This window comes from Bacillus sp. JUb11, assembly GCF_024807925.1.
Lineage (GTDB): Bacteria > Bacillota > Bacilli > Bacillales > Bacillaceae > Bacillus > Bacillus altitudinis.
The window spans coordinates 58,324-79,257 of the sequence record NZ_JANUEZ010000002.1 but is presented as its reverse complement, the minus strand read 5'-3'; the positions used below and the strand labels follow the sequence as shown (position 1 = coordinate 79,257).

Below are 20,934 nucleotides of genomic sequence, written 5' to 3'. Positions count from 1 at the left end.
GATGGCTTTTAAAGCGCAAAATACAATCTCAGGTAAAGAAGGTCGTCTTTTCTTAGAAGGTGAGGAACTTGCCTTTATCAAAACGTTTGAAGCAAACGTGGAGAAAAATAAATCAGAAGTGAACGTAATGGGCCGCCGAATGACTGGCCATAAAACAACTGGGGCAAACGGAACAGGAACGGCAACATTCTATAAAGTTACGTCACGTTTCGTTCAACTCATGCTCAACTATGTGAAAAAAGGGGAAGATCCTTATTTCACTCTTCAAGCGGTAATTGATGATAAATCATCAGGCCGAGGCACAGAGCGTGTGACATTATTCGATGTCAACTTTGATTCAGCTAAAATTGCTGGACTAGATGTCGATTCAGAGGCACTTGAAGAAGAAGTTCCATTTACATTTGAAGACTTTGATCTGCCTGAAAAGCTGAAGAATTCTTTCTAAGAAATGTGGAGGAAATTAGCTAATTAATTAGCTAAATAAAAACCAAATATGCTATAATGCAAATGTAATGAAAAATGAATGCATTTGTAATGCACATTGCAATAAATGACACACAAAATTATGTTTACATGCAAAGAGATTTGCATACAATAAAAAGAAGCCAGGATGCGCTAACATCCCGGCAATGTACAATGAGGCTCTTCAAGGGGCTGGCCAATCGAATAGGATGTTCAGGATAGACTTTCCCTTTCACCTACCAAAGCTCAAGGGGGAGTCTATTTTTTGTCTATATATGTCAACAGGGCAATGATAAATGACCCGAAAGCAAGCATTAACATCAGTGCTTGGAATGTTGACATGAGCATCACCCCCTTCCTATCGGGGATGAGCCAGACGCCCTTGAGCAAGCCGTTCAATTGTACGTTCTCAATTATACATGAAAAGATTGGAAAGCACATTCAAAAATGGATGTGCTTTTTTGTATTCAAAAAAAACAAACAAAAGGGAGTTTTTAAACATGAGCGAAAAACAAACATTTGATCTTTCATTTTTTATGCCAGGACAAACAGTAGAAGCAGAAGAGGTCAAAGTACCAATTTCTAAGCGTTTTGTTGATAAAAAAGGGAATGTCATTCCTTTTGTCTTCAAAGCGATTACCACGGAACGTATTGATGAACTGGAAAAAGAAAACACCACGTTCAAAAATGTCAAAGGCAGAGGCCGCGTAAAAGACTTAGACAGCCAGCGCTTCTATGCACGAATTGCCATTGAATCGACGATTTATCCAGATTTCCGCTCAAAGGAATTAAGAGAAGCCTACAGCACACAAGATCCAGTTGAAGTTGCAAAACGTGTTTTATCTGTCGGCGGTGAATATGCAAACTGGTTAAACAAAGCGATTGAAATCAATGGATTTGAAGACGAAATTGAAGATTTAGAAGAAGCAGCAAAAAACTAATAAAAGATGGGGATAAGGAAGCGGTGTTTTTATATTACGCCATGCATGAGCTTCACTATTCTCCATCAGAACTCCTCGATTTATACGAAGCACCAAGACAATTTAAGGCATTCTTATTCGGACTCATCAGCTACAAACTCGACATGCTAGAAAAAGAAGCAAAGAAAGGAGGGAAATAAACTGGCGAAGCTCACTGCACGATTTGAATTAGAAGACAAAGTATCAAAGAAGCTGTTGCGCATTCAAAAACGATTTCAAACGTTTGAGAAGCAGCTCAAACCATTTAGAAAACCGGTGAAAATAAGCCTGGAAATGGATGAAAAGAAGCTAAGGAACCTCAATTTATCGATTAGAAGGTTATCTGTATTATCCATGAAGCTAGATCAAGGAATCTATCGTGATCTCAAATCATTAACAAACCAGCTGAACATGATACCGAAACAGATGGTCATAACCATTCAAGCAAAAGGACTAGATGTCATTAAATCCAGTATAGATCGCTTGAAACAATCACAAGCAAGTCCAATCCTGCTGACGTTCAAACTGAATGATCAGTTGTCAGGAAAAATGTCATCAATCAAAAAATCAATCCTTCAGCTCATGAACAGAACGTACTATATGAGATTAAACATGGTTGACCAAGCCACCGCTGCCATTCAACGAATCAAAAAGACACTCAAAAGCTTGACAATGGCTAAACATGAGATCAGAGTGTCTGTTCAAGACAATGCAAAGAGTAAGTTGAAAAAACGAGATCAGGCAGAGTCAGTTGTGAAAGAAAAGAAAATCAAAAAGAAAACTAATGCGACAGCTGCTACAAAAACGCAGGAAAACAAACAAAGCTGGCTGGGGAATTTGGGGAACAAGGCGTTAAAAGAAATTGAAAAATATGCAGGTGACGTCTCAGATAAATTGAAGGAAAAATTAAGCCCTAGGAAATTTTGGGATGAAAAGGCGCTACCTTGGATTGAAACGAAAATAGACGAATACAAGCAAGAAGTAATCGGACGAATTCGTGAGAAAATTAAAATCAATCCTGAAGAGTATCTAGATAAATGGTTTAACAAAGGATTAGATTTGATCCTTGGTCCGAAAAACCCTTCAAATAACTCGGATGGGTCTAATAATAATACTTCACCAGGTCAGTTGGGTAACCAGAACTCAGACCAAACGCAAAACGGAAAAGGTTTATTTAAAATAAGCTGCTGTTCTTGTTGTGCAAAAGGTTTAAATCCAACTGGAACTACCCAAACAGATAATAGAAATGGTCCGAAAAACAAACCGAATAATCCAACTGGAACTACGAGGGTTGAAAAGAATAAAAAATCTCCAACTAAATTAGGCAGTTTAACCAAAAAAATTCCAGGTATTATGGCTATAGCTGGTCTCGCTGGGATATTCAAAGATACTGATAAGCTAAAAGGCTTAGGAGATACATTTAAAAATTTAGGTAAAGGTGCAGGCAAGTTATTAAAAAAAGTACCCATACTTGGGCCTTTACTTAGTGCAACAGAATTAATTGGCACAACAAAAGAAAATGTAGGTGAAAAAGTAGGAGGATTCGGCGGGGGCATTGCTGGTGGTATGGGTGGTGCCGCGATAGGAACAATGATTGCACCAGGTATTGGAACAGCAATCGGCGGAATTTTAGGAAGCATTTTAGGTGAAGGTTTAGGAAAATGGGTCGGAAAGATGTTTGATGACGGAACCTTGAAGAAAAAATGGGATGACATTGTCAAAGGTGCTGAAAATGCAGTTAATTGGATTAAAGATACTTGGAACAAAGTTTCAGGATGGATCAATAATAATGTATTAACTCCTATTACAACATTCTTCGGTGAGACATGGAATTGGATCACTGAAAAATGGGGACAACTTTCTTCTTGGTTCATGGAAAAAGTTTGGCTGCCTATTTATAATTTTTCAGTTCCGATTATCAATTTTGTAGTTGGCGTATTTGATGTTGCATGGACAATTATCAAAAATATTTGGGCAGTAGCATCAAAATGGTTCATGGATTATGTTTGGGAACCATTTGGCCAATATGCGATAGAAGCAATTGGTTGGGTGTGGAATAAACTTGTTGACACATGGAACTGGATTCAGGAAACATGGGGTATTTTTTCTGAATGGTTTTTAACAAATGTTTGGGACCCATTCGGTCAATATGCGATAGAAGCAATTGGCTGGGTATGGAACAAGCTTGTTGAAACGTGGAACTGGATTCAAGAAACATGGGGTGTTTTCTCTGAATGGTTTTTAACAAATGTTTGGGACCCATTCGGTCAATATGCGATAGAAGCAATTGGCTGGGTATGGAACAAACTTGTTGAAACGTGGAACTGGATTCAAGAAACATGGAGTGCATTTTCTGAATGGTTTAATGAATATGTTTGGACACCGTTTAAAACATATGCATTGCCAGCCATTACTTTTGTGTGGAATTTGTTTCAAAATACATGGAACTGGATTAAAACTACATGGGAAAAACTCTCTACTTGGTTTGATGAAAACGTATGGCAACCGTATCAAAAATATGCAGAACCAGCAATAAAATTTGTTTGGGAAACGTTTAAATCAGTTTGGGAAACGATCAAAGGTGTTTGGGAAACAGTGAGTGATTGGTTCAATAAAAATGTCTTTGAGCCATTAAAGAAACATGCTGAGGAACTAACAGAAACGTGGGAAAAAATGTTTGGTTTTATTGGTAGAATAGTAGATAAAGCAAAAGAAATAGGCGGCGGAGTAATAGAATTTTTCATAGGTAAAGGCGAAGAGAAAACCGGTTTAAATCAGGTTGGTCATAAAGCTACTGGGGGGTATATTACTAAACCTATGCTTTCTTGGATAGGGGAAGCGGGCAAGGAGTTTGTTATTCCAACGGAAAACAATAGAGGTCGAGGGAAGATGTTACTTGCTCAAGCAGCAACTCACCTTGGGATGAATGTTGTGCCAAAAAGCGCTAGTAATTTGGCTTCATCGAATGTCTCAGCTAAGCAGAGGACAGACGTAACCTCATCTGTTTCTTTATCTGGAAGAGGTTCAATATCAATGAACAACTCCGAAAGTGGCGTTAGTTATGGAAAAGAATTTACTTCTGATTTTGAGAAGGGGATGAATAGTAATAAAATTTCTCTTAATCAGTGGAAACAAGCCAATATTGACCAACCATTTAATCAAATTCAAGCAGCTTCTTCGGTTTATGGTTCACAAACTGTTGCTGGCTTTGCTTCAGGTCAAAACATGACATCTACTGGCACAAGCCAATACGTAGACCAACACGTCAAACAACCATTCCTGCAAGCCAAACAAGAATCACCAGGATGGGGTTCAGGAATGATCGACGCCTTCAATAGCGGCATGCGTTCAAAAGCAAGTGAAGTCACACAAGCTGCCAAAGAAATGGCGAAGAAAGTGGAACAGGCGTTTAGAGAAGAACTAGACATTCATTCTCCTTCGCGTGTCATGATGAGTCTAGGGAAATTCGCATCGATCGGTGTCGTCAAAGGGCTCGATTCAGTTGATGTGAAAAAGTTTGCTGAAAATCAAGCGGGTTCATTAATCGGAGCGTTCAGCGGTATGGGTGCTTCAGGTCTTAGTGTTCAGCAATGGCTCATGGCAGCTCTGATGGCGACTGGCACATCGATGAGCTGGCTTCCAGGTCTTATGACAATCGCTCAGCACGAATCAAATGGTAACCCGAAAGCCATCAACTTGTGGGATTCCAACGCCAAGAAGGGAACGCCTTCTAAAGGGTTAATGCAAACCATTGGACCGACCTTCCATTCCAATAAAGGCAAGGGCATGAATGATATTTGGAACCCAATTCATAATGCCGTAGCAGCCATTAACTACATTAAGGGCAGATATGGAACAGTCTTCAATACACCGGGATTACGGAGTATGAGAAGAGGCGGTCCTTATAAAGGCTACGCCAATGGCGGTCTGATTACTCAGGAGCAGGTAGCTAGAGTCGGTGAAGGAAACAAACGCGAATGGATTATTCCAGAAGAAAGAGGCATTCGCGGGAGATATTTATTGACGCAGGCAGCAAAGGCACTTGGGATGCAAGTCTATGATCCATCAAATGCATCTGCTCCTTTACCAGAATCACAGATGCAGCAAGTCACCTCAGCACAGCCAGCTGGGACTGCAACAACGTCAGGCAATAAACAAATCACCATCCAGTTCAATGGTGATCAGCATTTCCATAATGGACAGGATCAGCAATCGCTTGTCGAAAAAATTAGACAAATGCTTGTAGACGAACTGGAAGTAGAGCTTCAGACAGGAACGAAAGGGGTCGTGATCGATGGGTAAATCAGTGTATCAATTGTGGATTTCCCAAGGCAAGGAGAAGTTGCGATTCCCTGTGCTTCCATCCGAACTTGAGATTACAAATAACGTACAAAATGAAACAGTGAAGGTCTCCTCCTTTGGAGAACTGACTTTTATTGATGTACCATCGGCTAAACAAGTATCATTCACCTCATTATTTCCTAAGAAATATTCGCCAATTGCTGAATATAAAAGCATTCCATCACCAGAGAATGCAATAGCGAAAATTGAACGAATGATGCGTTCAAAGAAGTCTGTGCGACTGATTGTGACAGGGACTAAAATCAACATGACGTGCAGCATTGAGAGCTTCACACACAAGGAAGGGTCTTATGACATAGGGGATCGTGAATTTACGATCGAGTTAAAGGAATATAAAACCGCATCGCCTAGGAAAATCAAACGAAAGAAAAAAGCGAAACAAACCAAAAAGAAAAGACCCTCAAAAACACCACCAAAATTGTACACTGTCAAAAAGGGAGATACTCTGTGGGCCATTTCAGGCCGTTTTTATGGCGATAGTACAAAATGGCGGCGTATTTGGAATGCCAATAAAGCAGCGATGATCAAACGAAGTAAACGGAATATTAAACAGCCGGGACATTGGATTTTTCCAGGGCAAAAATTGAAAATACCACAATAGGGGGGCTGACATTGATTGAGCTTTTTGCCATCAGAAGCGGCACGATGTATGAGCTTGTCACAGAGAGTGTGACACTTCAGGGGCAAAGGTATCAGGCCCCTCGCTCTATTCAGGCGAATATTATCACAAAGCAAGGCAGTCAAACATATTACCGTGTCTCAGAAGGAGACACGGTTCTTTTTAAATGGAAAGGAAAAGAGCTGTTCAGAGGCATCGTGTTTTCTAGGACGCCTGTTGAAGGAAAGCTGACCTTTACCGCATACGATATGCTCCAATATTTAGTGAAAAACCAAGATGTATATGTTTTTTCAAATCAACGGGCAGATCAAATTTTGAGGCGGATCGGGGCAGACTTTCAAATTCCTATGACATCCATCGCAAATACAGGACATGTCATGAAGTCTCTCGTTTTTAAAAATGACACGAGTTTATATGACATCATTTTAAAAGCATTGAAAGAAACGAAGCGGCAAACCGGTAGAAATTATCAAATTTATTCTGCTAAAGGCAAGATGGGACTGAGAGCTTGGCCCGATCCAGAGGACGTGTGGGTCATTGAATCAGGCGTCAACCTCATCGGTTATCAGTACAGCACCTCCATTGAAGAGACAGCAACACGTGTGAAGATGCGCACGTCTGTAGACGAACAGGGGAAGAATAAGAAAAAAGGTAGCAAATCAGATATTGTGGTGATCGAACAGGACAAAGCGGGTCAGAGTCAGTACGGCATTTTACAGCATGTGGAGACGGTCACAGGTCAAATCAACCAGCCGCAGCTTCAAAAAAGAGCGAAAGTACGTCTAGCTGAAAAAAAAGGCGTCAAACAAGAAGTGAAAAGCATACAAGCACTAGGAATCCCTGAACTGCAAAGCGGTCTGCCAATCTATTTGAAAATCCCTGAAATCAACATCAAAAAAACCTACTGGATCGATCAAGACAAACATGAATTCAATGGAGTGAAGCACACCATGACAATTGACGTCGTTGAGAAAAATTCCATGCCAAAGGGTGATCAAGCATGAGATTAAGTGAAGCAATTAAACGACTCGCTGTCAATGCAGTAGATGCAGCTTCTCCAATTGATCTGGTGATTGGAGAGGTCACAATGGCTTCGCCTCTTCACATCCGATTAAATGAAAATAGTAAGCTGATCATTCCAGAAGAACTGCTTATTTGGCCTAAACGCTTAAATAAGGGTGAGGATGATGAGTTGAAAAAGGGAGACAGCATTATGGTACTTGCAATGGCAGGAGGGCAGTCCTTTTACATCATCGACAAATTGTAAGGGAGGTGATGAATGTGGCACTTTCACCAGAGGAAGAAATCGAGGAAACAGAAGAAGACGAAGAGGTAGAAACCTCGACGACGTATCGCATAGATTTTGAAAATGGTAGGCTGACAAATGAAGCCATTACAGGCATTGAAGCGATCCGTCAATTTATTTATATGACATTGCGAACAGAGCGCTATGCACACCCCATTTACAGTCACGACATTGGTACTGAAATTCAGGAGCTATTGACCGATACAGAAGCAACAGATGAATACAAAGAAATGGAGATTCCAAGATTGCTAGAAGAAGCATTGGTCGTTGATGAGCGGATTGATCATATTGAAGAGATAGAGGTCACGAAGCAAAATGATGCCTTTCAAGTCAAACTAGCCATTGTCACAGATGAAGGCACATTAGAAATAGAGGAGGTGATGGAGGGAGATGTTTGAGGAGCAAACGTATGAGGCGTTGATGGAAAGAATGCTGGACAGGCTGCCAGATGACATAGATAAAAGAGAAAACAGCGTCATTTGGAATGCCTTGGCACCTGCTGCTGCTGAACTGGCTCAGTCGTATATTTGGCTTGATCAAGTATTTGAGCTTGTCTTTGCTGATACAGCACAGGGGGAATTTTTAGATCGACGAGCAGCAGAAGTGGGGATTGAACGAAAGCCAGCCACCAAAGCGGTCTGGTCCGTAACCATTCAACCAGAGAACGTAAACATTCCAGCAGGATCAAGATTCTTTATTGAAGATGTTTATTTTCAATTTTCAAAGGACGGTACACTAGAATGCGAGACAACAGGTACAGTCGGCAATGGGCAATTAACAGGTCAGCCGCTGCTATCGCTTGATACCATTCCGGGTCTAGAGTCGATGATCATGAAGGAATTGGTGATACCAGGGCAAGAGGAAGAAGATGATGCGTCATTATACGATCGGTATTTAATACGCGCAAGGCGAGAGGCTGTCAGTGCCAACAGAGCACATTACAAAAAGTGGGCCGAGGAAGTGGTTGGTGTCGGCAGAGCGAAAGTATTCCCGCTATGGAATGGAGAGGGAACGGTCAAAATTGTCATCACAGATGGCAATCTAGATGTAGCATCTGAGCTTCTTGTCAAAAGGGTCCAGGAGTATATCGATCCTGTACCGGGAGAAGGAGAAGGGCAAGCTCCTATTGGCTCAAAAGCAACTGTGGAAAGCGCCAAGTGGCTGGATATTGACGTAGAAGTGTCCGTCGAACTTCAGATGGACTGGACACTTGAGGGTGCGCAAAAAGAAATAGAAGAAAAGGTCAAAGCACTGTTAAAATCAATCGCATTTGAAAAAAGTACGATTCGAATGTCCGCCTTAAATGATATTTTGTACCATTCAGAGAGTGTGTCCGATTATGCAAACGTCTTATTGAATGGGGAGTCAAAAAACTTAGTATTACAGGACATTGAGATACCACGTCTGAGGCAGGTGAAGGTTATTGAGCAAACTTGATGAAATGAAAAACTACTTGCCGCCTTATTTCACAGAGATTTATGATGTGGATCATTTACTAAAAACAGAGGCGCCAGAGTTTGAACAATTGGACGAATCCATTTTTGATGTAACGGATCAATTTTTCCCTTTAACAGCGACGTGGGGATTGAATCGTTGGGAAAGAATGCTCAAGGTGCAGCGAGAGTCAGATGATTCGATTGAGCTGCGCAGGGCACGATTAATCAATATGATGTCGAACATTCCACCAATTACGTATCTGTCATTAGAGAAATCTGTGAATCGATTTCTTAAAAATCCGAGTGCAATCATCCGTCTTACAGTCAACCGTTATCATTTTGCATTGCGTGTGAACCTGGATGACCTGCAAAACACAAGATATATCGTCGAAATACTCGAAACGTTAAAGCCAGCACATTTGGCGTATACGTTCACCGCCATTCATCATACCGATGTTCATGAAACAAATGATCATCACCAGCGGCTCACACTGCGAAGCAGAGTGGGCTTTTTCGATCATATTCCAATTTTACTCAATGGTGAATTCGTATTAAATGGAACGTTCTATCTCAGCGGGATACGAGGTACTACGGAGGTCCCTGCTCGCTTTCGGCATTCATTAAAGATGAGAATGCCGCTTCAACAAGAGAAAGAAACAGCATATCGTCTGAATTATGTCATGACTGGAGCATCGCATGAAACGAAGCAAGCAGCTACGCTGACTTTGCGCGCAAAGAACCAGCTTTCACATCAAACGAAAAAGAGGATGACGTTCCGCTTACCGGTACATGTTCAAAATGAACAAGGCGGCAGTTTACTGATCAAGGAGCATTATTGGATTCTCGATGGATCCATTCCGCTTGATGGATCAAAAATGCTAGCAGCAACTTCTAAAAAAATAGACCTATAAGGAGGATCACAATGGCTGATCAATTAACCGTAACCACACTCTATGCACGTCAACAAATGGCAAAGGCACGAGCAGAAGGAACAAAACTCACAAAAGTCGTCAAAATGGCATTCGGAAATGGAGGAACAAAGGATGGAAAACCGATCTCTCTTGACGGAACCGAACAAGCACTCAAAAAAGAACTGATTCAAAAAAATATTGACTCGTTTACCTTCATGGAACCGGCAAAAATCCGCTACACCTGCACCATCGCTGAAGGAGAACTCGCAGGCGAAGTCATCAATGAACTAGCCCTTGTCGACGAGGCCGGCAAATTCACCGCCATCCGCACCATGACAGACAAACAAAAAGACGGCGACATCGAATTTGTTTTTGAGATTGATGATATTTATTAATGGAGGGGAAAAGAAGTGGACATAAAATCACCTTTACCGTTTGAAACCTCTGACAAAGCCCATGCCAACTTATTTAACCGGATGGTCAACACACTTGTGGAGAATGACAATGCGCTCAGTCAACAAATAGCAGGGATCACGAATGAAAGCTTGTTTATTTTAACAGGCGACCAAGCCATTCAAGATGCATCAGTCAGCGGTGAGCAATATCCAAATGGGATTACGTTGATGGCTATAGCGAATGATACCGGATATCCTACAAAATTAGGTTTTGTGAAGAACGAAAAAATGAATGAGTATCGTTTTATACAATATTATTATGGCAACGGTAATGAAACAACTAGTTATTTTACTAGTACTGGTATTTGGTTTAGACAATGGTATATCGCCTCTGGGTGGACCGAGTGGCACAAAATCTCTGGGTTCCTTAATACCAATATTGGTACAACTGGAAAGCAGTTATTAACCAAAGCAGAGTATCAAAAAGTCCTTTTTAATCGAAAAATTAAAGACAGTCATAACAATTTTGATATCAAAAATAATCGGTTCATCTGCCCTGAAAATGGAATGTATTTAGTAAATGCAGGTGTTTATATTGAAAGCTTTCAACGATATACCAACTTTGAATTATCGATCTATTTGAATGGAAAAAGATATAAAAACATTGCACATCACAGACAACGACCTGAAAGCCCCTCTGATACAGGGATTTTAAATATGGGTCTTTATGGTGCTGCCAATGTACCGGCTAATAAAGGTGATTATTTAGAAATCTATATTTATGTAAATTATGAGGGAGACGTTAGTCGTTATGTATCAGATAAATCAGGTTGGTTCAACTATTTCGATATTACAGAATTAGGCGGTCGAAATTTCCCGATAGTGTAGGAGGATTCAGATGATTTTATATGAAGCCATTAAGTATAAATACCCCGATGCGGACCCACAAAAGGATTTTGAACTAAGAAATGATGGTGACGGTTCGTATATAAACGAGTGGCATTTAGATGTGAAAAAGCCAACGACAGAAGAATTGAAAAAATGGTGGGAGGAATCCCAAACCAACCCGAGGTATCAACCACCTCTTCCACTAGATTATCTAGCACAAGAAGTAGCCAAAGAAAAGCTAGTGAGAAAACAGCTTGAACATCAATGTGATCTTCTAACAAACGAACTAAAAGCGCTGAAAAATGAGATCCTCTTAATTAAAGGAGGGAGTGAAGCATGAATTATTGGGTCATGGCATTATATTTTCAATGGGTGACACCCGGTTTGGTGAAACAAGCCATTGAATTAGGGGATTGTACAACGGAAGAAATGATTGAGGGATATGAGCAGCACATACTGACTTTAGAGCAATTAAAAGAAATTGACCCAAACGTTTTAAAAGAAGGAGTAGATCGAAATGGAGATAAAAAAACCAAAGTTATTTGAAGTTAGCGACAAAGCCCATGCGGATTTGTTCAATGAAATGGTTAAAGTGCTGCTTGAAAATGACTCTGTTCTGTTAGATCAAATCATTGGACATACTAGTGATACTCAGCCACATGCATCTGCAGCAGAGAAGAAAAAATGGAATGAATCGCAGTTATATAAGATCACAGCTGAAGACGGTAAACATTTAATTGCGGTTCCAGCTAATGGAAGTGTTTTTGATGCGATAAGAGATAAAGGAACATGTACATTTTATGCTCCTCCAGGTATAGGGGATTCCCCCGCCCCTACAAACTCATCTTTAAGAGGAATACAAACGGTGGGACAAAACAAGATCGGGACTGGATTTGCGATTGATACATCAGGAAATGCATATTACTTCTACTATAACTCTGACCATATATCTATCACTTGGACGCAGTTGCCGACAAAAGCTGATAAAGATAGATGGAATAATGGTCAATTATATAGATTGACTCAAAATAATGGTAAGCCTATTTATAAAGGGACAAGTGAGACCACAGATTACAACGAGATAACTGATACCGGTCTTTATCTTATATATAACAAAGGTCTAAATGCGCCTGAATTAATTGATGGAGCCTTTATGATTGTAGTCAGTTATGGGACTACCCTATTACAAACTGTATATGAGACAGCAGGAAGTAAATCGTACTACAGAGTTAAAAAAACAGATTCTACATGGACTAAGTGGACACGTGTCCTTACAGAAGAAGATATAATACCCCAGAGTGAGAAAGATAAATGGAACAATGGACAACTCTATAAAATCACACAAGATTCGGGTGACCGTAAGTCGCTTCCAACTGTTTTGAATGGAACCGATATATTGTCTTTACCGCCTGGACGGTATTATGCAGCTGGTCAATATCTTACAAACATGCCAACCACAAACGATACATCGTGGTTCAATATTGATATTGAAAAAGCGAACACACGGAAAAATTTCCATGTCATAAGAAGTGTTGATAATTCGCATTGGTTCGGCACTGTCCACACTGACGGTATATTTACTAGTTGGCGACGCGTGATAACTGATGCTGATTTAAGCAGTATATGGAATCAAGTAACGTTAGTCGCTGGCACAACAATAAAACATTTTGCGGGAAACCCTCTCAAATTCTCCATACGTCTAAATACTTTACACATTCGGGGATCGTTTGAAGGAGTTCCAGCAAATGAAACAGTCATAGCACGTTTTACTCAAAAACCTTCAGCTAAAACTGTGTTTGTCGGCGCAACGGTAGGGTCCTATGGAGCTGCTAGATTTATACTCGATACAGATGGTTCATTACGTTTTGATGGAATGTCCGCCAATGACAACTCGTATGTAAGCAGATTTGAATTAAATGAATCTATTCCACTATGGTAAAGGAGGGAAGATAAATGCACATTTATTACTATGACGAGAAGTTTAAATATCAAGGCGAAGATGTAATAAGTGATTATGATGAGATGCCGAAAAAAGCGACGGATGTAAGACCGAAAGAGAATTTATATGTTCCTGAATATGATGAGGAAACGAGAGAGTGGTTTGAATCATCATCCAAAGAGTATATCGATAGCTTAAAGCCAGCCTCTTTTCCACCAAGTGATATAGAACTTTTAAAGAAGCAAAATGCTAATCTGCTTCAGCAACTTGCAGAGTCAGAAAAGAGAGCAGAGGAACAATCAAAAACAACAGCAGAACTTGTCATGTTACTGACTGAAAAGGGGGTAATTTAATTGAATTGGTTCCATAGTATTTCATTGTTCTATCAATGGAAGTGTTATGAAAATGAAGATGTAGCAAAATTTGTTCGTTTTGAGAAGATTACGCCGAAACAATACAAAGAAATAACAAACGAAGAATATGCAACTAACGCTGAATAGGCGTTTTTATTTTGCCTTCTTTTAGAATGTGCAAAGTGAGGGAGTAGGTGAGTGTAGTGGAAATGGATTTGACTCAATATTTAATGACACAAGGACCGTTTGCGGTGTTGTTCTGTTGGGTGCTGTTTTACGTATTAAACACAACAAAGGAAAGAGAAAACAAACTCAATGAGCAAATCGAGGCGCAAAATGATGTGTTAGCAAAGTTTAGTGAGAAGTATGACGTCGTGATCGACAAGCTCGATAAAATTGAACGGAATTTAAAATAGGAGGAAAACATCATGAAAACATTCGACAAAGGCACTGTGATTCGCACAGTGCTTCTTTTTATTGCGCTTATCAACCAAACGCTTGTCATGTTTGGACAAACAGTGCTGCCGATTAGCGAGGAGCAAGTGCAAACCGCAGGAGAGGCACTATATGTGGCAGGTTCCACAATTTTCACTATGGTCACTGCCGTGATCGCTTGGTTTAAAAATAATTATGTGACCTATAAAGGTCAATTGCAAAAAGATGCCCTGAAACAAAGAGGGTTAACAAAATAATTTTTGAAGGAGAAACAATATGGTGAAGATCATTCAAGCACTCATCCCAAAACAAAATCGCAACAGACCAGGAAACAGGATGAAGCCGCTCTATATTACGGTGCATAATACATCGAACACTGGACGGGGGGCTGATGCGGCAAATCATGCAGCATTTGTTGCTCGGGCAAGTACAGGGGTTAGCTGGCACTACACGGTCGATGATCAGGTCATTTATCAGCATTTACCTTTAAACGAAAATGGCTGGCACGCAGGAGATGGCAGGGGAACCGGCAATATGAAATCAATTGGAATTGAAATTTGTGAAAATGCAGGCGGTAACTTTGAACAAGCCGTTAAAAACGCCCAATGGCTCATTCGAAAACTGATGGGGGATTTAGGAATTCCTTTATCAAACGTGGTGCCGCATAAGCATTGGAGCGGGAAAGAGTGTCCGCGTAAGCTGTTAAATCGGTGGGATGGCTTCAAGGCTGGTATTGCATCAGCATCAAGTCAAATGACAACAGCTAAACCTGTGAAAGAAACATCTATCAAAACCATATCAACGAGATCAACATCTAAAACCAACAAGGTCAAAAAAACATACAGTTTGCCCGCAGGTATTTTAAAAGTGACGAAGCCTCTTACAAAAGGGTCAGCTGTAAAAACTGTACAACAAGCCTTAGCATCGATTTATTTTTATCCTGATAAGGGAGCGATCAATAATGGAATCGATGGGTACTACGGACCCAAGACTGCGAATGCAGTGTCTCGATTTCAAATGATGCATGGGTTAACCCCAGATGGCATATATGGTCCAAAGACCAAAGAAACATTAAGAAAGGTCATAGAAACACATATGGAATGAAGCAACCCTTATTCATTATAAAAAAGTAAAATAAAACCATTTTTGGTGTTATTTGTTGTATAATGGTAAAAATGAATGGAGGGGTTGTATGAAGCGGATAAGTGTAATGATGTCTCTTTGGTTCATTGTCATGTTCCATTTTAATATGGAAAAGGTTGCAGCTAAGACCATTTATCGAGAAGTAGAAGTTGATTTCATCATGACGGAACAGGAAAAATATCTGTGGGTACCAGGAGGTCAAAATAATCCTGAACAATATCCATCTACTCACGGCTACCAATTTTCTATACTAAATGCAGAGGGTTGTACTTTAGAGGTGACACTCTTCAGAACATCCTTATCAGGAACGGATTTTCCGTCATCAGTCAAAGAGTATACAGGTAACCAATATGATCTAAGTGCAACAGACCGAATTTTATCAAGTGGGCGCTACATTTATAGACCCCATGGTATTAAACTGACCAAAAAAGAAGGCTGTGGGGATGTTGAGATAAAAGGAGTCTTTGGTTATCAAATTCAAGAACCAGACAAATAAGCTTTTATGAGTAAAATCAAATGAAAAAGCCTATCCATCATTGGATAGGCTTTTGATAATGGAGCATAGCGGGATCGAACCGCTGACCTCTACGCTGCCAGCGTAGCGCTCTCCCAGCTGAGCTAATGCCCCGGGATGTTTCAACAAATATTATTATATTTAATTCCCCCTTAGAATACAAGGGGGAAGGCTATTTTTTTATTTTTGATGAGAAAACTCTCAAATTTGTATTATGCATTATTTTTAACCTTGGGGACGACTTGGGGACGGAAATTTCCTATCTCTGAATTTGTGTTTCTCAGATGTTTAGGATCAAACTTGTTAAAGTGACTCGCTGCACTCTTTTTCATTTCATCTGTTACATGGCCATATATATCAGTTGTTGTTCTGGCGCTAGCATGTCCAGCACGTCTTTGAATAGCACTTATGCTTTCACCAGCTTCCATCAATAAAGCAACCATAGTGTGACGCAAATCATGTAAACGGATATTTTTTATTTTATATTTTTGTGTGATTCGTTTCCATTGGGTAGTTGGTGTTGTGTAATAATAAGGCTTTCCAAACCCACTATGAAAAATGTATTGGTGATCCCCACCCTCCCAGGCATCCTCTAGCTTTTCCTTTTCTCTTTTCCACATATGATAAAACAGAGACAATTCATTCATATACCAATCTGGCATCTGCACAAATCGTTTTGAACTTTTGGACTTAGGTTCTTTCACATGTGGTTTGCCATCAACTGTCTTTGAAAGTGAACGATTAATTTTAAATCCACCAGCATCCCAATCTACATCTAAATGCCATTCGAGTGCAAGTCCTTCACCGCGTCTCAATCCTCCTATCATCGCTGCTAAGAAATAAAGTCTCCATTTGATATCAACTTCTTCATATAGAACCTTAATACATTGAGCAGCTTCATCAGCTTCAAAATAGTTCATTTCCTTCTTCTCGTTGATCGGCAAGGGCAATCCCTGCATTGGATCAATCTTGATAATCTTCCATTCTTCAGCTGCGGTTTTAAAAACCACCTGTAGTAATTTAAAAATATCTAATATTGATCTTTCTCCTAATCCTCCTGGCTTACCATCTTTTCTTGCACCATCCTTTGATAAATCATCTAAAAAGTCTACGATATGTAAACTCTTTATTCGTTCTATCCTCATATGTCCAAAAACGGGGAGAATGTGATTTTTTAAGAGACTCCAATAAACATCCGATGTTGTCAAAGAATAAGGTTTTCCACTCTTTTGGTAGAGCTTTTTTTCTTTCCACTTATAGATGAAGGATTCAAAGGTTAGTTTTTCTGGTTCGATATATTCTCCAGAATTGACTTCCATCTTGAATTGATAGAGTTGATCTGAAAGGTATTCCTGCAATTTTCTTTTTGTTTTTAACAGTTTATGATCCTCTATACGAATAGTTTTATATTTTCTTAACCTTTTGCCATTAGCATCATATCCAGTTTCAACAACTAATCTAAAAGAATTGCTGCCTCTTTTTTCAATGCTAGCCATATAAAACGCTCCTTGTCTGAGAAAAAACTTTTTGATTGTAAAGGTTTAATCGATGCTTCGCAAATGATGGAGTGACTTTAAAAGTTTTAGTTAAAAATTGAATTGCTTGGTCAGGGTCCACAGGTATATTTACTGATCTCAACATAAAAGTTGGTACTGCAAAATGGTACATAAAATTATTCGACTTCCATTCTTGATATAACCTAAATGAATCGGGCATCATCAGTTGATTTCCCTTATGAAAAAGAATGTGGCCAACTTCATGACAAAACTTTTCCCATCTAATGCTTTTATTCAACCTCTTATCTAAGATAATAATTTGGGTATCTTGATTAATTATGGCTCTTGATGAAATGTCTTTATAACAAACTTCAATCCCTAATTTTTCAGAAATAGTATCAATAGATTGTTCAGAAGGATTTAAGATTTTCATTTCTGCATATAGTCTATTAACGTTATCTTCTAAATGAGTATAGATATATTTCAATTTAATAAGCTCCTTCAAGTCAGTTTTAGGAACTGGTGTTCTATTTTTGGGTAAAAATAAATACTCTTATCGAGCATTTATTTTAAATTAACTGTTAATTCTTTTGGTTCGGAAACGCTATCCAAATTTTCGTCAAATGGAGCACTCATCACAATTCTAACGCTTTGTATTTTAGAAACATCAGAATCAATAGGTACAGCAATTTGATATTCTCTTTTCGCGTTACCAAAAAGTTTCATATCATATTGTTCAATGTCAGTATAAAGGTTATTATTACTGACCTTAATCTGTTCTTTAGTGTCTAAAATTATATGACTAATACCAGAAAAATTGATAGTTTCTTTATCTGTATTCTCTACAGAAAATTTAATATCAATAAAATGAAAAGGGTTTGTTAGTTCTAAATCAGTTAAACTTTGATATTCATTTAGTCGATCATCAGGAATATTTGACAACTTCATTAAGTTGACATGTTCAAAATTTATATTGAGCGGGCCCATTTTCTGTGATTTAATTTTTTCTTGGCTTTTTAAGTAATTAAATAATTCTCCTGTTTCATCATCTTTGTAACTGTCATTTGTCTGTTTTTCATTAGCTTCTTTTTGCCTTTTCTCTGAAACTTTTTCTTGTGAGTTTGCAGAAGGTTCATCTGTCGTCTTAGTTGAGTTACATCCAGCTAAGAGAACGAGCAATGATAGGCAAATTACAAACATTAATTTCTTCCTCATAATTGCCCCCTAAAGGAATCATTTGTTCTGTTTTTTTTCTCTTTCTTTTCTCTTTTTAAACAACTCGTATACCACTTCAAATTCTTCAATTAATTCTTCCACATCTTCCGGTTTACTATCAAAGAACAATCCATCATGGGATTTTGCCCATTCATAAATCTTTCTTTGATACTGAGTCAGTTTGGGACTTTCAGAATTACTTGTCTCACTCTCATCGATGTAACCAGCTTTGATCATTAATTCTTCATAATCACATTGATATGCTTTAGAAATTAATTTTAGTGTTTCTGGAGTTGGTTTGATTTCTTTACCTGTTCTTGGGTCTTTCCCGTTTTCAATTTTCCCAAGGTAGGTATGACTTATGCCAATTCGTTTGGCAGCTTCTCTTTGAGACAGTTTTCCTCTTGCTTTTATCAAATATTCTCCAAGTTTGGACATTAGCATCACCTGTAATACGTAGTTTACATTATATTTAAATTCTTTAAAACAAAAAATGTGTAAAACATGATTGACACTACTGTAAACCTTGTGTTACTATTTGTTCAAGGAGGTGTAACACATGGTTTTCACTAACAGATTACGTGAGATCAGAAAAGGTGTTGGAATGTCAATATCTGAATTGGCAAGAAGAACTGAAATGTCTCGCGCAAACATTACGAAGATTGAACTTCATGGACAAGAGCCATCTGGTTTCACTATGCTGAGAATTGCAAGTGTTTTAAATAAAGATCCAAGGGATATTTTTTTTGAGTTAAGTGGTACACAAGAATTACAAAATGAAAAAGAGAATACCGGTTAATAAATTGATTTTTGCGGTTCTTATGGTTTACAAATTCTGAAGGAGGTTCTCAAAATGCCGGAAAAATCAACTATGAACGTTCAAGAAACGGCTGATTTTCTTGGAGTCCATCACGACACTGTTTACACAATGGTTCGTGAAAGACAAATACCGTTCTTCCGAGTAAGAAAAAGAATTTTCTTTAAACGAGAAATTCTTGAAGAATGGCAAATGTCACAAATGGAATCCAACTTTCAGCCAGTGATTGATTAAGAATTTACCACCTTAGAATACAGCGGATATATGAGGTTTGCTGTTCCAATTCGGAACATGTTCCAGATAGGAACATTGAAAGGGGGTGGGGAGGTTGTGAAGTTGGGTGTGGTGCTTCGTAAAGCCCGAGTGCAGGCAGGCATTTCCCAAGAGAAGTTAGCGGAAATGCTTAGCCGCTCTCGCAGCTGCATATCAAAGATCGAAAATGATCAGAAGGTACTTGATGTACCTACATATGTACGGTGGATGGAAGCCACAAACGCTAAAGAAGCAATGATTGCTACATTATGCGGCATTGATCCACTGGCAGTCACACAGCAAATTACCGCCATTATGGCTTTGTTTGGAGGATGAAGATGAAGAAACGAAATACGATTTTCAAAAATATCAATAACGATGCAATAACAAGAGAAATGATTTGCATCGAAGAACTGCAAAAACGATTGATGAAAGCTTTAAAGAAAGGTGATACCGAGACGGCGTTAACGACTCATCAAGATATATCTAAATCTTTAAAAGAAATCAAGCGCTATGAAAAACAAGCAAAGGTGCAATTGTTGATGTCAGTTGCAAAGATTACGCCAGTAACATATCCAAAATCACTAAAAAACAAAATGAAAGGGTTGATTTAAATGAAATACATGTTCACTGCAAGCAAGTTGATGAAGGCTAAGGAAGTAAAGGAAATGTGTAAGTTACGTGATGACGAGGCTGTGAAGATTTCTCATTTTCAAACTGAAACCCGTTTAAAGTCTCAACTAGGTTTAGGACAAAGAAAAAAGCAGCAAGCTCCTACACTCACTGCTTAAATCGAATATCGAAATGATCGAATTTATTATATCGCTCTTTAAAGAGCACGACAAGTTTTATTCTTGTCGTCCGGCTTGCGGATGGACAATGCGCACACACCCCATCCCCTCAAATCATGCACCATCCGCAGTCGGACGATGCGAATAAGCATCAATAAATCATAGGAGGAAGAAGATTATGTTTTTTGAAAAAGCGGTTATACAACCATTCAGTGATCACACTGGCGACCAAGTAAGACTATCTAAAGTAAATGGCTCCATTCTCATGGACAACAATGGAAATCCGCACTTCTATTTCCCTAATCAAGAGGCTTTTGAGAAATTCAAAAAGCTCAAAGCCGATGCGATCCGAAGAAAGGTTGGTGTTTTAACGTGAACATTGAACATCCAATGATCACTCAAATAAATGCCACTGGATACCCAAAGGGCGTTGAAGTGGTTGATGTTGTTGGAACTGACTACTTCGGGGATGAGATTTTCTCAAATGATGAATACGTCATTGATGAGAATGTTGGAGAAATGATCCTCTTAGACAATTTGAACCGCTATTTGAAGGAGAAACTTGACTTCAAATTTGTGAATGCAAATTAAAAAGGTTCACTCCCACAAGTGAACCAATTACAAAAAAAGAAAATAAAAGT

Annotated in this window: 33 protein-coding genes and 1 tRNA gene; 28 read left to right on the top strand and 6 right to left on the bottom strand. The window is 39.0% G+C overall.

The genetic code is table 11. The features are described from left to right. Nucleotide 1: 1 nt before the first annotated feature. The gene (locus tag M2369_RS03600; RefSeq protein ID WP_003213309.1) at nt 2-445 is read left to right on the top strand and encodes a phage tail tube protein; all 444 of its coding nucleotides are present in this window, start codon (nt 2-4) and stop codon (nt 443-445) included. A gap of 275 nt (nt 446-720) precedes the next feature. On the opposite strand, the gene M2369_RS03595 is transcribed toward M2369_RS03600, so the two are convergent. Then, the gene (locus M2369_RS03595; protein WP_072368332.1) at nt 721-810 is read right to left on the bottom strand and encodes a putative holin-like toxin; all 90 of its coding nucleotides are present in this window, start codon (nt 808-810) and stop codon (nt 721-723) included. Between the two features lie 152 nt (nt 811-962). Between M2369_RS03595 and M2369_RS03590 the strand changes: the two genes are divergently transcribed. The 20 genes from M2369_RS03590 (at nt 963) to M2369_RS03495 (ending at nt 15,704) form a co-directional block, all read left to right on the top strand. Continuing rightward, nucleotides 963-1,403 (top strand): phage tail assembly chaperone, encoded by a 441-nt coding sequence (locus M2369_RS03590; protein WP_012011040.1) that lies wholly within the window; start codon nt 963-965, stop codon nt 1,401-1,403. A gap of 41 nt (nt 1,404-1,444) precedes the next feature. Beyond that, nucleotides 1,445-1,582 (top strand): hypothetical protein, encoded by a 138-nt coding sequence (locus M2369_RS03585; RefSeq protein WP_008344097.1) that lies wholly within the window; start codon nt 1,445-1,447, stop codon nt 1,580-1,582. Nucleotide 1,583: 1 nt separating this feature from the next. Further along, complete coding sequence (locus M2369_RS03580) at nt 1,584-5,723, top strand: transglycosylase SLT domain-containing protein (protein ID WP_483861612.1); 4,140 nt, start codon at nt 1,584-1,586, stop codon at nt 5,721-5,723. Then, the gene (locus M2369_RS03575; protein WP_007500584.1) at nt 5,716-6,384 is read left to right on the top strand and encodes a LysM peptidoglycan-binding domain-containing protein; all 669 of its coding nucleotides are present in this window, start codon (nt 5,716-5,718) and stop codon (nt 6,382-6,384) included. Before M2369_RS03580 ends, M2369_RS03575 begins: the two co-directional genes overlap by 8 nt. Before the next feature lie 11 nt (nt 6,385-6,395). Continuing rightward, nucleotides 6,396-7,406 (top strand): XkdQ/YqbQ family protein, encoded by a 1,011-nt coding sequence (locus tag M2369_RS03570; protein ID WP_017367933.1) that lies wholly within the window; start codon nt 6,396-6,398, stop codon nt 7,404-7,406. After that, nucleotides 7,403-7,669: a DUF2577 family protein gene (locus M2369_RS03565; RefSeq protein WP_039169977.1), complete on the top strand. Its 267-nt coding sequence runs from the start codon at nt 7,403-7,405 to the stop codon at nt 7,667-7,669. The genes M2369_RS03570 and M2369_RS03565 overlap by 4 nt, the downstream gene beginning before the upstream one ends. Nucleotides 7,670-7,683: 14 nt before the next feature. Continuing rightward, entirely contained in the window at nt 7,684-8,106 is a 423-nt protein-coding gene (locus M2369_RS03560) for a DUF2634 domain-containing protein (protein WP_024719684.1), read from the top strand. Beyond that, entirely contained in the window at nt 8,099-9,145 is a 1,047-nt protein-coding gene (locus M2369_RS03555) for a baseplate J/gp47 family protein (RefSeq protein WP_039169972.1), read from the top strand. Before M2369_RS03560 ends, M2369_RS03555 begins: the two co-directional genes overlap by 8 nt. Beyond that, nucleotides 9,132-10,055 carry a YmfQ family protein gene (locus tag M2369_RS03550; RefSeq protein ID WP_178929944.1) on the top strand — a complete coding sequence of 308 codons (924 nt, stop codon included), beginning with the start codon at nt 9,132-9,134 and terminating at the stop codon, nt 10,053-10,055. Before M2369_RS03555 ends, M2369_RS03550 begins: the two co-directional genes overlap by 14 nt. An 11-nt stretch (nt 10,056-10,066) precedes the next feature. After that, a complete protein-coding gene (locus M2369_RS03545) occupies nt 10,067-10,450 on the top strand; it encodes a phage tail-collar fiber domain-containing protein (RefSeq protein WP_017359000.1) in 384 nt (127 codons plus the stop codon). 15 nt (nt 10,451-10,465) lie between these two features. Beyond that, a complete protein-coding gene (locus M2369_RS03540) occupies nt 10,466-11,338 on the top strand; it encodes a hypothetical protein (RefSeq protein WP_259253395.1) in 873 nt (290 codons plus the stop codon). A gap of 10 nt (nt 11,339-11,348) precedes the next feature. After that, complete coding sequence (locus tag M2369_RS03535) at nt 11,349-11,678, top strand: XkdW family protein (protein WP_058336842.1); 330 nt, start codon at nt 11,349-11,351, stop codon at nt 11,676-11,678. Next, on the top strand, nt 11,675-11,884 hold the full coding sequence (locus M2369_RS03530; protein WP_058336841.1) for a hypothetical protein: 210 nt from the start codon (nt 11,675-11,677) through the stop codon (nt 11,882-11,884). Before M2369_RS03535 ends, M2369_RS03530 begins: the two co-directional genes overlap by 4 nt. Beyond that, nucleotides 11,856-13,277, top strand: a complete 1,422-nt coding sequence (locus M2369_RS03525; RefSeq protein ID WP_259253394.1) for a pyocin knob domain-containing protein — start codon at nt 11,856-11,858, stop codon at nt 13,275-13,277. Before M2369_RS03530 ends, M2369_RS03525 begins: the two co-directional genes overlap by 29 nt. 14 nt (nt 13,278-13,291) lie before the next feature. After that, entirely contained in the window at nt 13,292-13,630 is a 339-nt protein-coding gene (locus tag M2369_RS03520; protein WP_058336839.1) for a hypothetical protein, read from the top strand. Further along, nucleotides 13,631-13,777, top strand: a complete 147-nt coding sequence (locus M2369_RS03515) for an XkdX family protein (protein WP_079920581.1) — start codon at nt 13,631-13,633, stop codon at nt 13,775-13,777. Nucleotides 13,778-13,833: 56 nt separating this feature from the next. Continuing rightward, nucleotides 13,834-14,046 carry a BhlA/UviB family holin-like peptide gene (locus M2369_RS03510; RefSeq protein WP_008344062.1) on the top strand — a complete coding sequence of 71 codons (213 nt, stop codon included), beginning with the start codon at nt 13,834-13,836 and terminating at the stop codon, nt 14,044-14,046. 12 nt (nt 14,047-14,058) lie between these two features. Continuing rightward, the gene (locus M2369_RS03505; protein ID WP_019743388.1) at nt 14,059-14,322 is read left to right on the top strand and encodes a phage holin; all 264 of its coding nucleotides are present in this window, start codon (nt 14,059-14,061) and stop codon (nt 14,320-14,322) included. 19 nt (nt 14,323-14,341) lie between these two features. Then, nucleotides 14,342-15,169: a peptidoglycan recognition protein family protein gene (locus M2369_RS03500; protein WP_259253393.1), complete on the top strand. Its 828-nt coding sequence runs from the start codon at nt 14,342-14,344 to the stop codon at nt 15,167-15,169. Nucleotides 15,170-15,257: 88 nt separating this feature from the next. Next, entirely contained in the window at nt 15,258-15,704 is a 447-nt protein-coding gene (locus M2369_RS03495; RefSeq protein WP_058336837.1) for a hypothetical protein, read from the top strand. Between the two features lie 59 nt (nt 15,705-15,763). Here the strand turns inward: M2369_RS03495 and M2369_RS03490 are convergent. The 5 genes from M2369_RS03490 to M2369_RS03470 form a co-directional block, all read right to left on the bottom strand. Then, nucleotides 15,764-15,836: transfer RNA gene (locus M2369_RS03490), tRNA-Ala, on the bottom strand. 98 nt (nt 15,837-15,934) lie between these two features. Continuing rightward, nucleotides 15,935-17,218: a tyrosine-type recombinase/integrase gene (locus M2369_RS03485; protein ID WP_056702570.1), complete on the bottom strand. Its 1,284-nt coding sequence runs from the start codon at nt 17,216-17,218 to the stop codon at nt 15,935-15,937. Next, nucleotides 17,211-17,705 carry an ImmA/IrrE family metallo-endopeptidase gene (locus M2369_RS03480; RefSeq protein WP_226650599.1) on the bottom strand — a complete coding sequence of 165 codons (495 nt, stop codon included), beginning with the start codon at nt 17,703-17,705 and terminating at the stop codon, nt 17,211-17,213. Before M2369_RS03480 ends, M2369_RS03485 begins: the two co-directional genes overlap by 8 nt. A 77-nt stretch (nt 17,706-17,782) precedes the next feature. Further along, nucleotides 17,783-18,433 (bottom strand): hypothetical protein, encoded by a 651-nt coding sequence (locus M2369_RS03475; RefSeq protein WP_056702562.1) that lies wholly within the window; start codon nt 18,431-18,433, stop codon nt 17,783-17,785. An 18-nt stretch (nt 18,434-18,451) separates the two neighbouring features. After that, nucleotides 18,452-18,871 (bottom strand): helix-turn-helix domain-containing protein, encoded by a 420-nt coding sequence (locus tag M2369_RS03470; RefSeq protein ID WP_003213755.1) that lies wholly within the window; start codon nt 18,869-18,871, stop codon nt 18,452-18,454. Nucleotides 18,872-18,992: 121 nt separating this feature from the next. Between M2369_RS03470 and M2369_RS03465 the strand changes: the two genes are divergently transcribed. The 7 genes from M2369_RS03465 (at nt 18,993) to M2369_RS03435 (ending at nt 20,884) form a co-directional block, all read left to right on the top strand. Then, nucleotides 18,993-19,232, top strand: a complete 240-nt coding sequence (locus M2369_RS03465) for a helix-turn-helix domain-containing protein (protein WP_056702559.1) — start codon at nt 18,993-18,995, stop codon at nt 19,230-19,232. A gap of 54 nt (nt 19,233-19,286) precedes the next feature. After that, nucleotides 19,287-19,484, top strand: a complete 198-nt coding sequence (locus tag M2369_RS03460; protein ID WP_056702556.1) for a helix-turn-helix domain-containing protein — start codon at nt 19,287-19,289, stop codon at nt 19,482-19,484. 108 nt (nt 19,485-19,592) lie between these two features. Further along, complete coding sequence (locus M2369_RS03455; protein ID WP_226650616.1) at nt 19,593-19,838, top strand: helix-turn-helix domain-containing protein; 246 nt, start codon at nt 19,593-19,595, stop codon at nt 19,836-19,838. A 2-nt stretch (nt 19,839-19,840) separates the two neighbouring features. Then, entirely contained in the window at nt 19,841-20,116 is a 276-nt protein-coding gene (locus tag M2369_RS03450; protein ID WP_056702549.1) for a hypothetical protein, read from the top strand. A gap of 54 nt (nt 20,117-20,170) precedes the next feature. Next, nucleotides 20,171-20,293, top strand: coding sequence for a hypothetical protein (locus tag M2369_RS03445; RefSeq protein WP_259253392.1), 123 nt, complete (start codon nt 20,171-20,173; stop codon nt 20,291-20,293). Between the two features lie 178 nt (nt 20,294-20,471). Beyond that, complete coding sequence (locus M2369_RS03440; protein ID WP_056702543.1) at nt 20,472-20,669, top strand: helix-turn-helix domain-containing protein; 198 nt, start codon at nt 20,472-20,474, stop codon at nt 20,667-20,669. Continuing rightward, a complete protein-coding gene (locus tag M2369_RS03435; protein WP_056702540.1) occupies nt 20,666-20,884 on the top strand; it encodes a YqaI family protein in 219 nt (72 codons plus the stop codon). The genes M2369_RS03440 and M2369_RS03435 overlap by 4 nt, the downstream gene beginning before the upstream one ends. Nucleotides 20,885-20,934: the final 50 nt, after the last annotated feature.

Coding starts and splice junctions, on each gene's coding strand:
- M2369_RS03600 (WP_003213309.1), top strand. CDS start 2: ATGGCTTTTAAAGCGCAAAATACAATCTCAGGTAAAGAAGGTCGTCTT.
- M2369_RS03595 (WP_072368332.1), bottom strand. CDS start 810: ATGCTCATGTCAACATTCCAAGCACTGATGTTAATGCTTGCTTTCGGG.
- M2369_RS03590 (WP_012011040.1), top strand. CDS start 963: ATGAGCGAAAAACAAACATTTGATCTTTCATTTTTTATGCCAGGACAA.
- M2369_RS03585 (WP_008344097.1), top strand. CDS start 1,445: ATGCATGAGCTTCACTATTCTCCATCAGAACTCCTCGATTTATACGAA.
- M2369_RS03575 (WP_007500584.1), top strand. CDS start 5,716: ATGGGTAAATCAGTGTATCAATTGTGGATTTCCCAAGGCAAGGAGAAG.
- M2369_RS03565 (WP_039169977.1), top strand. CDS start 7,403: ATGAGATTAAGTGAAGCAATTAAACGACTCGCTGTCAATGCAGTAGAT.
- M2369_RS03555 (WP_039169972.1), top strand. CDS start 8,099: ATGTTTGAGGAGCAAACGTATGAGGCGTTGATGGAAAGAATGCTGGAC.
- M2369_RS03545 (WP_017359000.1), top strand. CDS start 10,067: ATGGCTGATCAATTAACCGTAACCACACTCTATGCACGTCAACAAATG.
- M2369_RS03535 (WP_058336842.1), top strand. CDS start 11,349: ATGATTTTATATGAAGCCATTAAGTATAAATACCCCGATGCGGACCCA.
- M2369_RS03530 (WP_058336841.1), top strand. CDS start 11,675: ATGAATTATTGGGTCATGGCATTATATTTTCAATGGGTGACACCCGGT.
- M2369_RS03525 (WP_259253394.1), top strand. CDS start 11,856: ATGGAGATAAAAAAACCAAAGTTATTTGAAGTTAGCGACAAAGCCCAT.
- M2369_RS03520 (WP_058336839.1), top strand. CDS start 13,292: ATGCACATTTATTACTATGACGAGAAGTTTAAATATCAAGGCGAAGAT.
- M2369_RS03505 (WP_019743388.1), top strand. CDS start 14,059: ATGAAAACATTCGACAAAGGCACTGTGATTCGCACAGTGCTTCTTTTT.
- M2369_RS03500 (WP_259253393.1), top strand. CDS start 14,342: ATGGTGAAGATCATTCAAGCACTCATCCCAAAACAAAATCGCAACAGA.
- M2369_RS03495 (WP_058336837.1), top strand. CDS start 15,258: ATGAAGCGGATAAGTGTAATGATGTCTCTTTGGTTCATTGTCATGTTC.
- M2369_RS03485 (WP_056702570.1), bottom strand. CDS start 17,218: ATGGCTAGCATTGAAAAAAGAGGCAGCAATTCTTTTAGATTAGTTGTT.
- M2369_RS03475 (WP_056702562.1), bottom strand. CDS start 18,433: ATGAGGAAGAAATTAATGTTTGTAATTTGCCTATCATTGCTCGTTCTC.
- M2369_RS03470 (WP_003213755.1), bottom strand. CDS start 18,871: ATGTCCAAACTTGGAGAATATTTGATAAAAGCAAGAGGAAAACTGTCT.
- M2369_RS03465 (WP_056702559.1), top strand. CDS start 18,993: ATGGTTTTCACTAACAGATTACGTGAGATCAGAAAAGGTGTTGGAATG.
- M2369_RS03460 (WP_056702556.1), top strand. CDS start 19,287: ATGCCGGAAAAATCAACTATGAACGTTCAAGAAACGGCTGATTTTCTT.
- M2369_RS03450 (WP_056702549.1), top strand. CDS start 19,841: ATGAAGAAACGAAATACGATTTTCAAAAATATCAATAACGATGCAATA.
- M2369_RS03445 (WP_259253392.1), top strand. CDS start 20,171: ATGTGTAAGTTACGTGATGACGAGGCTGTGAAGATTTCTCATTTTCAA.
- M2369_RS03440 (WP_056702543.1), top strand. CDS start 20,472: ATGTTTTTTGAAAAAGCGGTTATACAACCATTCAGTGATCACACTGGC.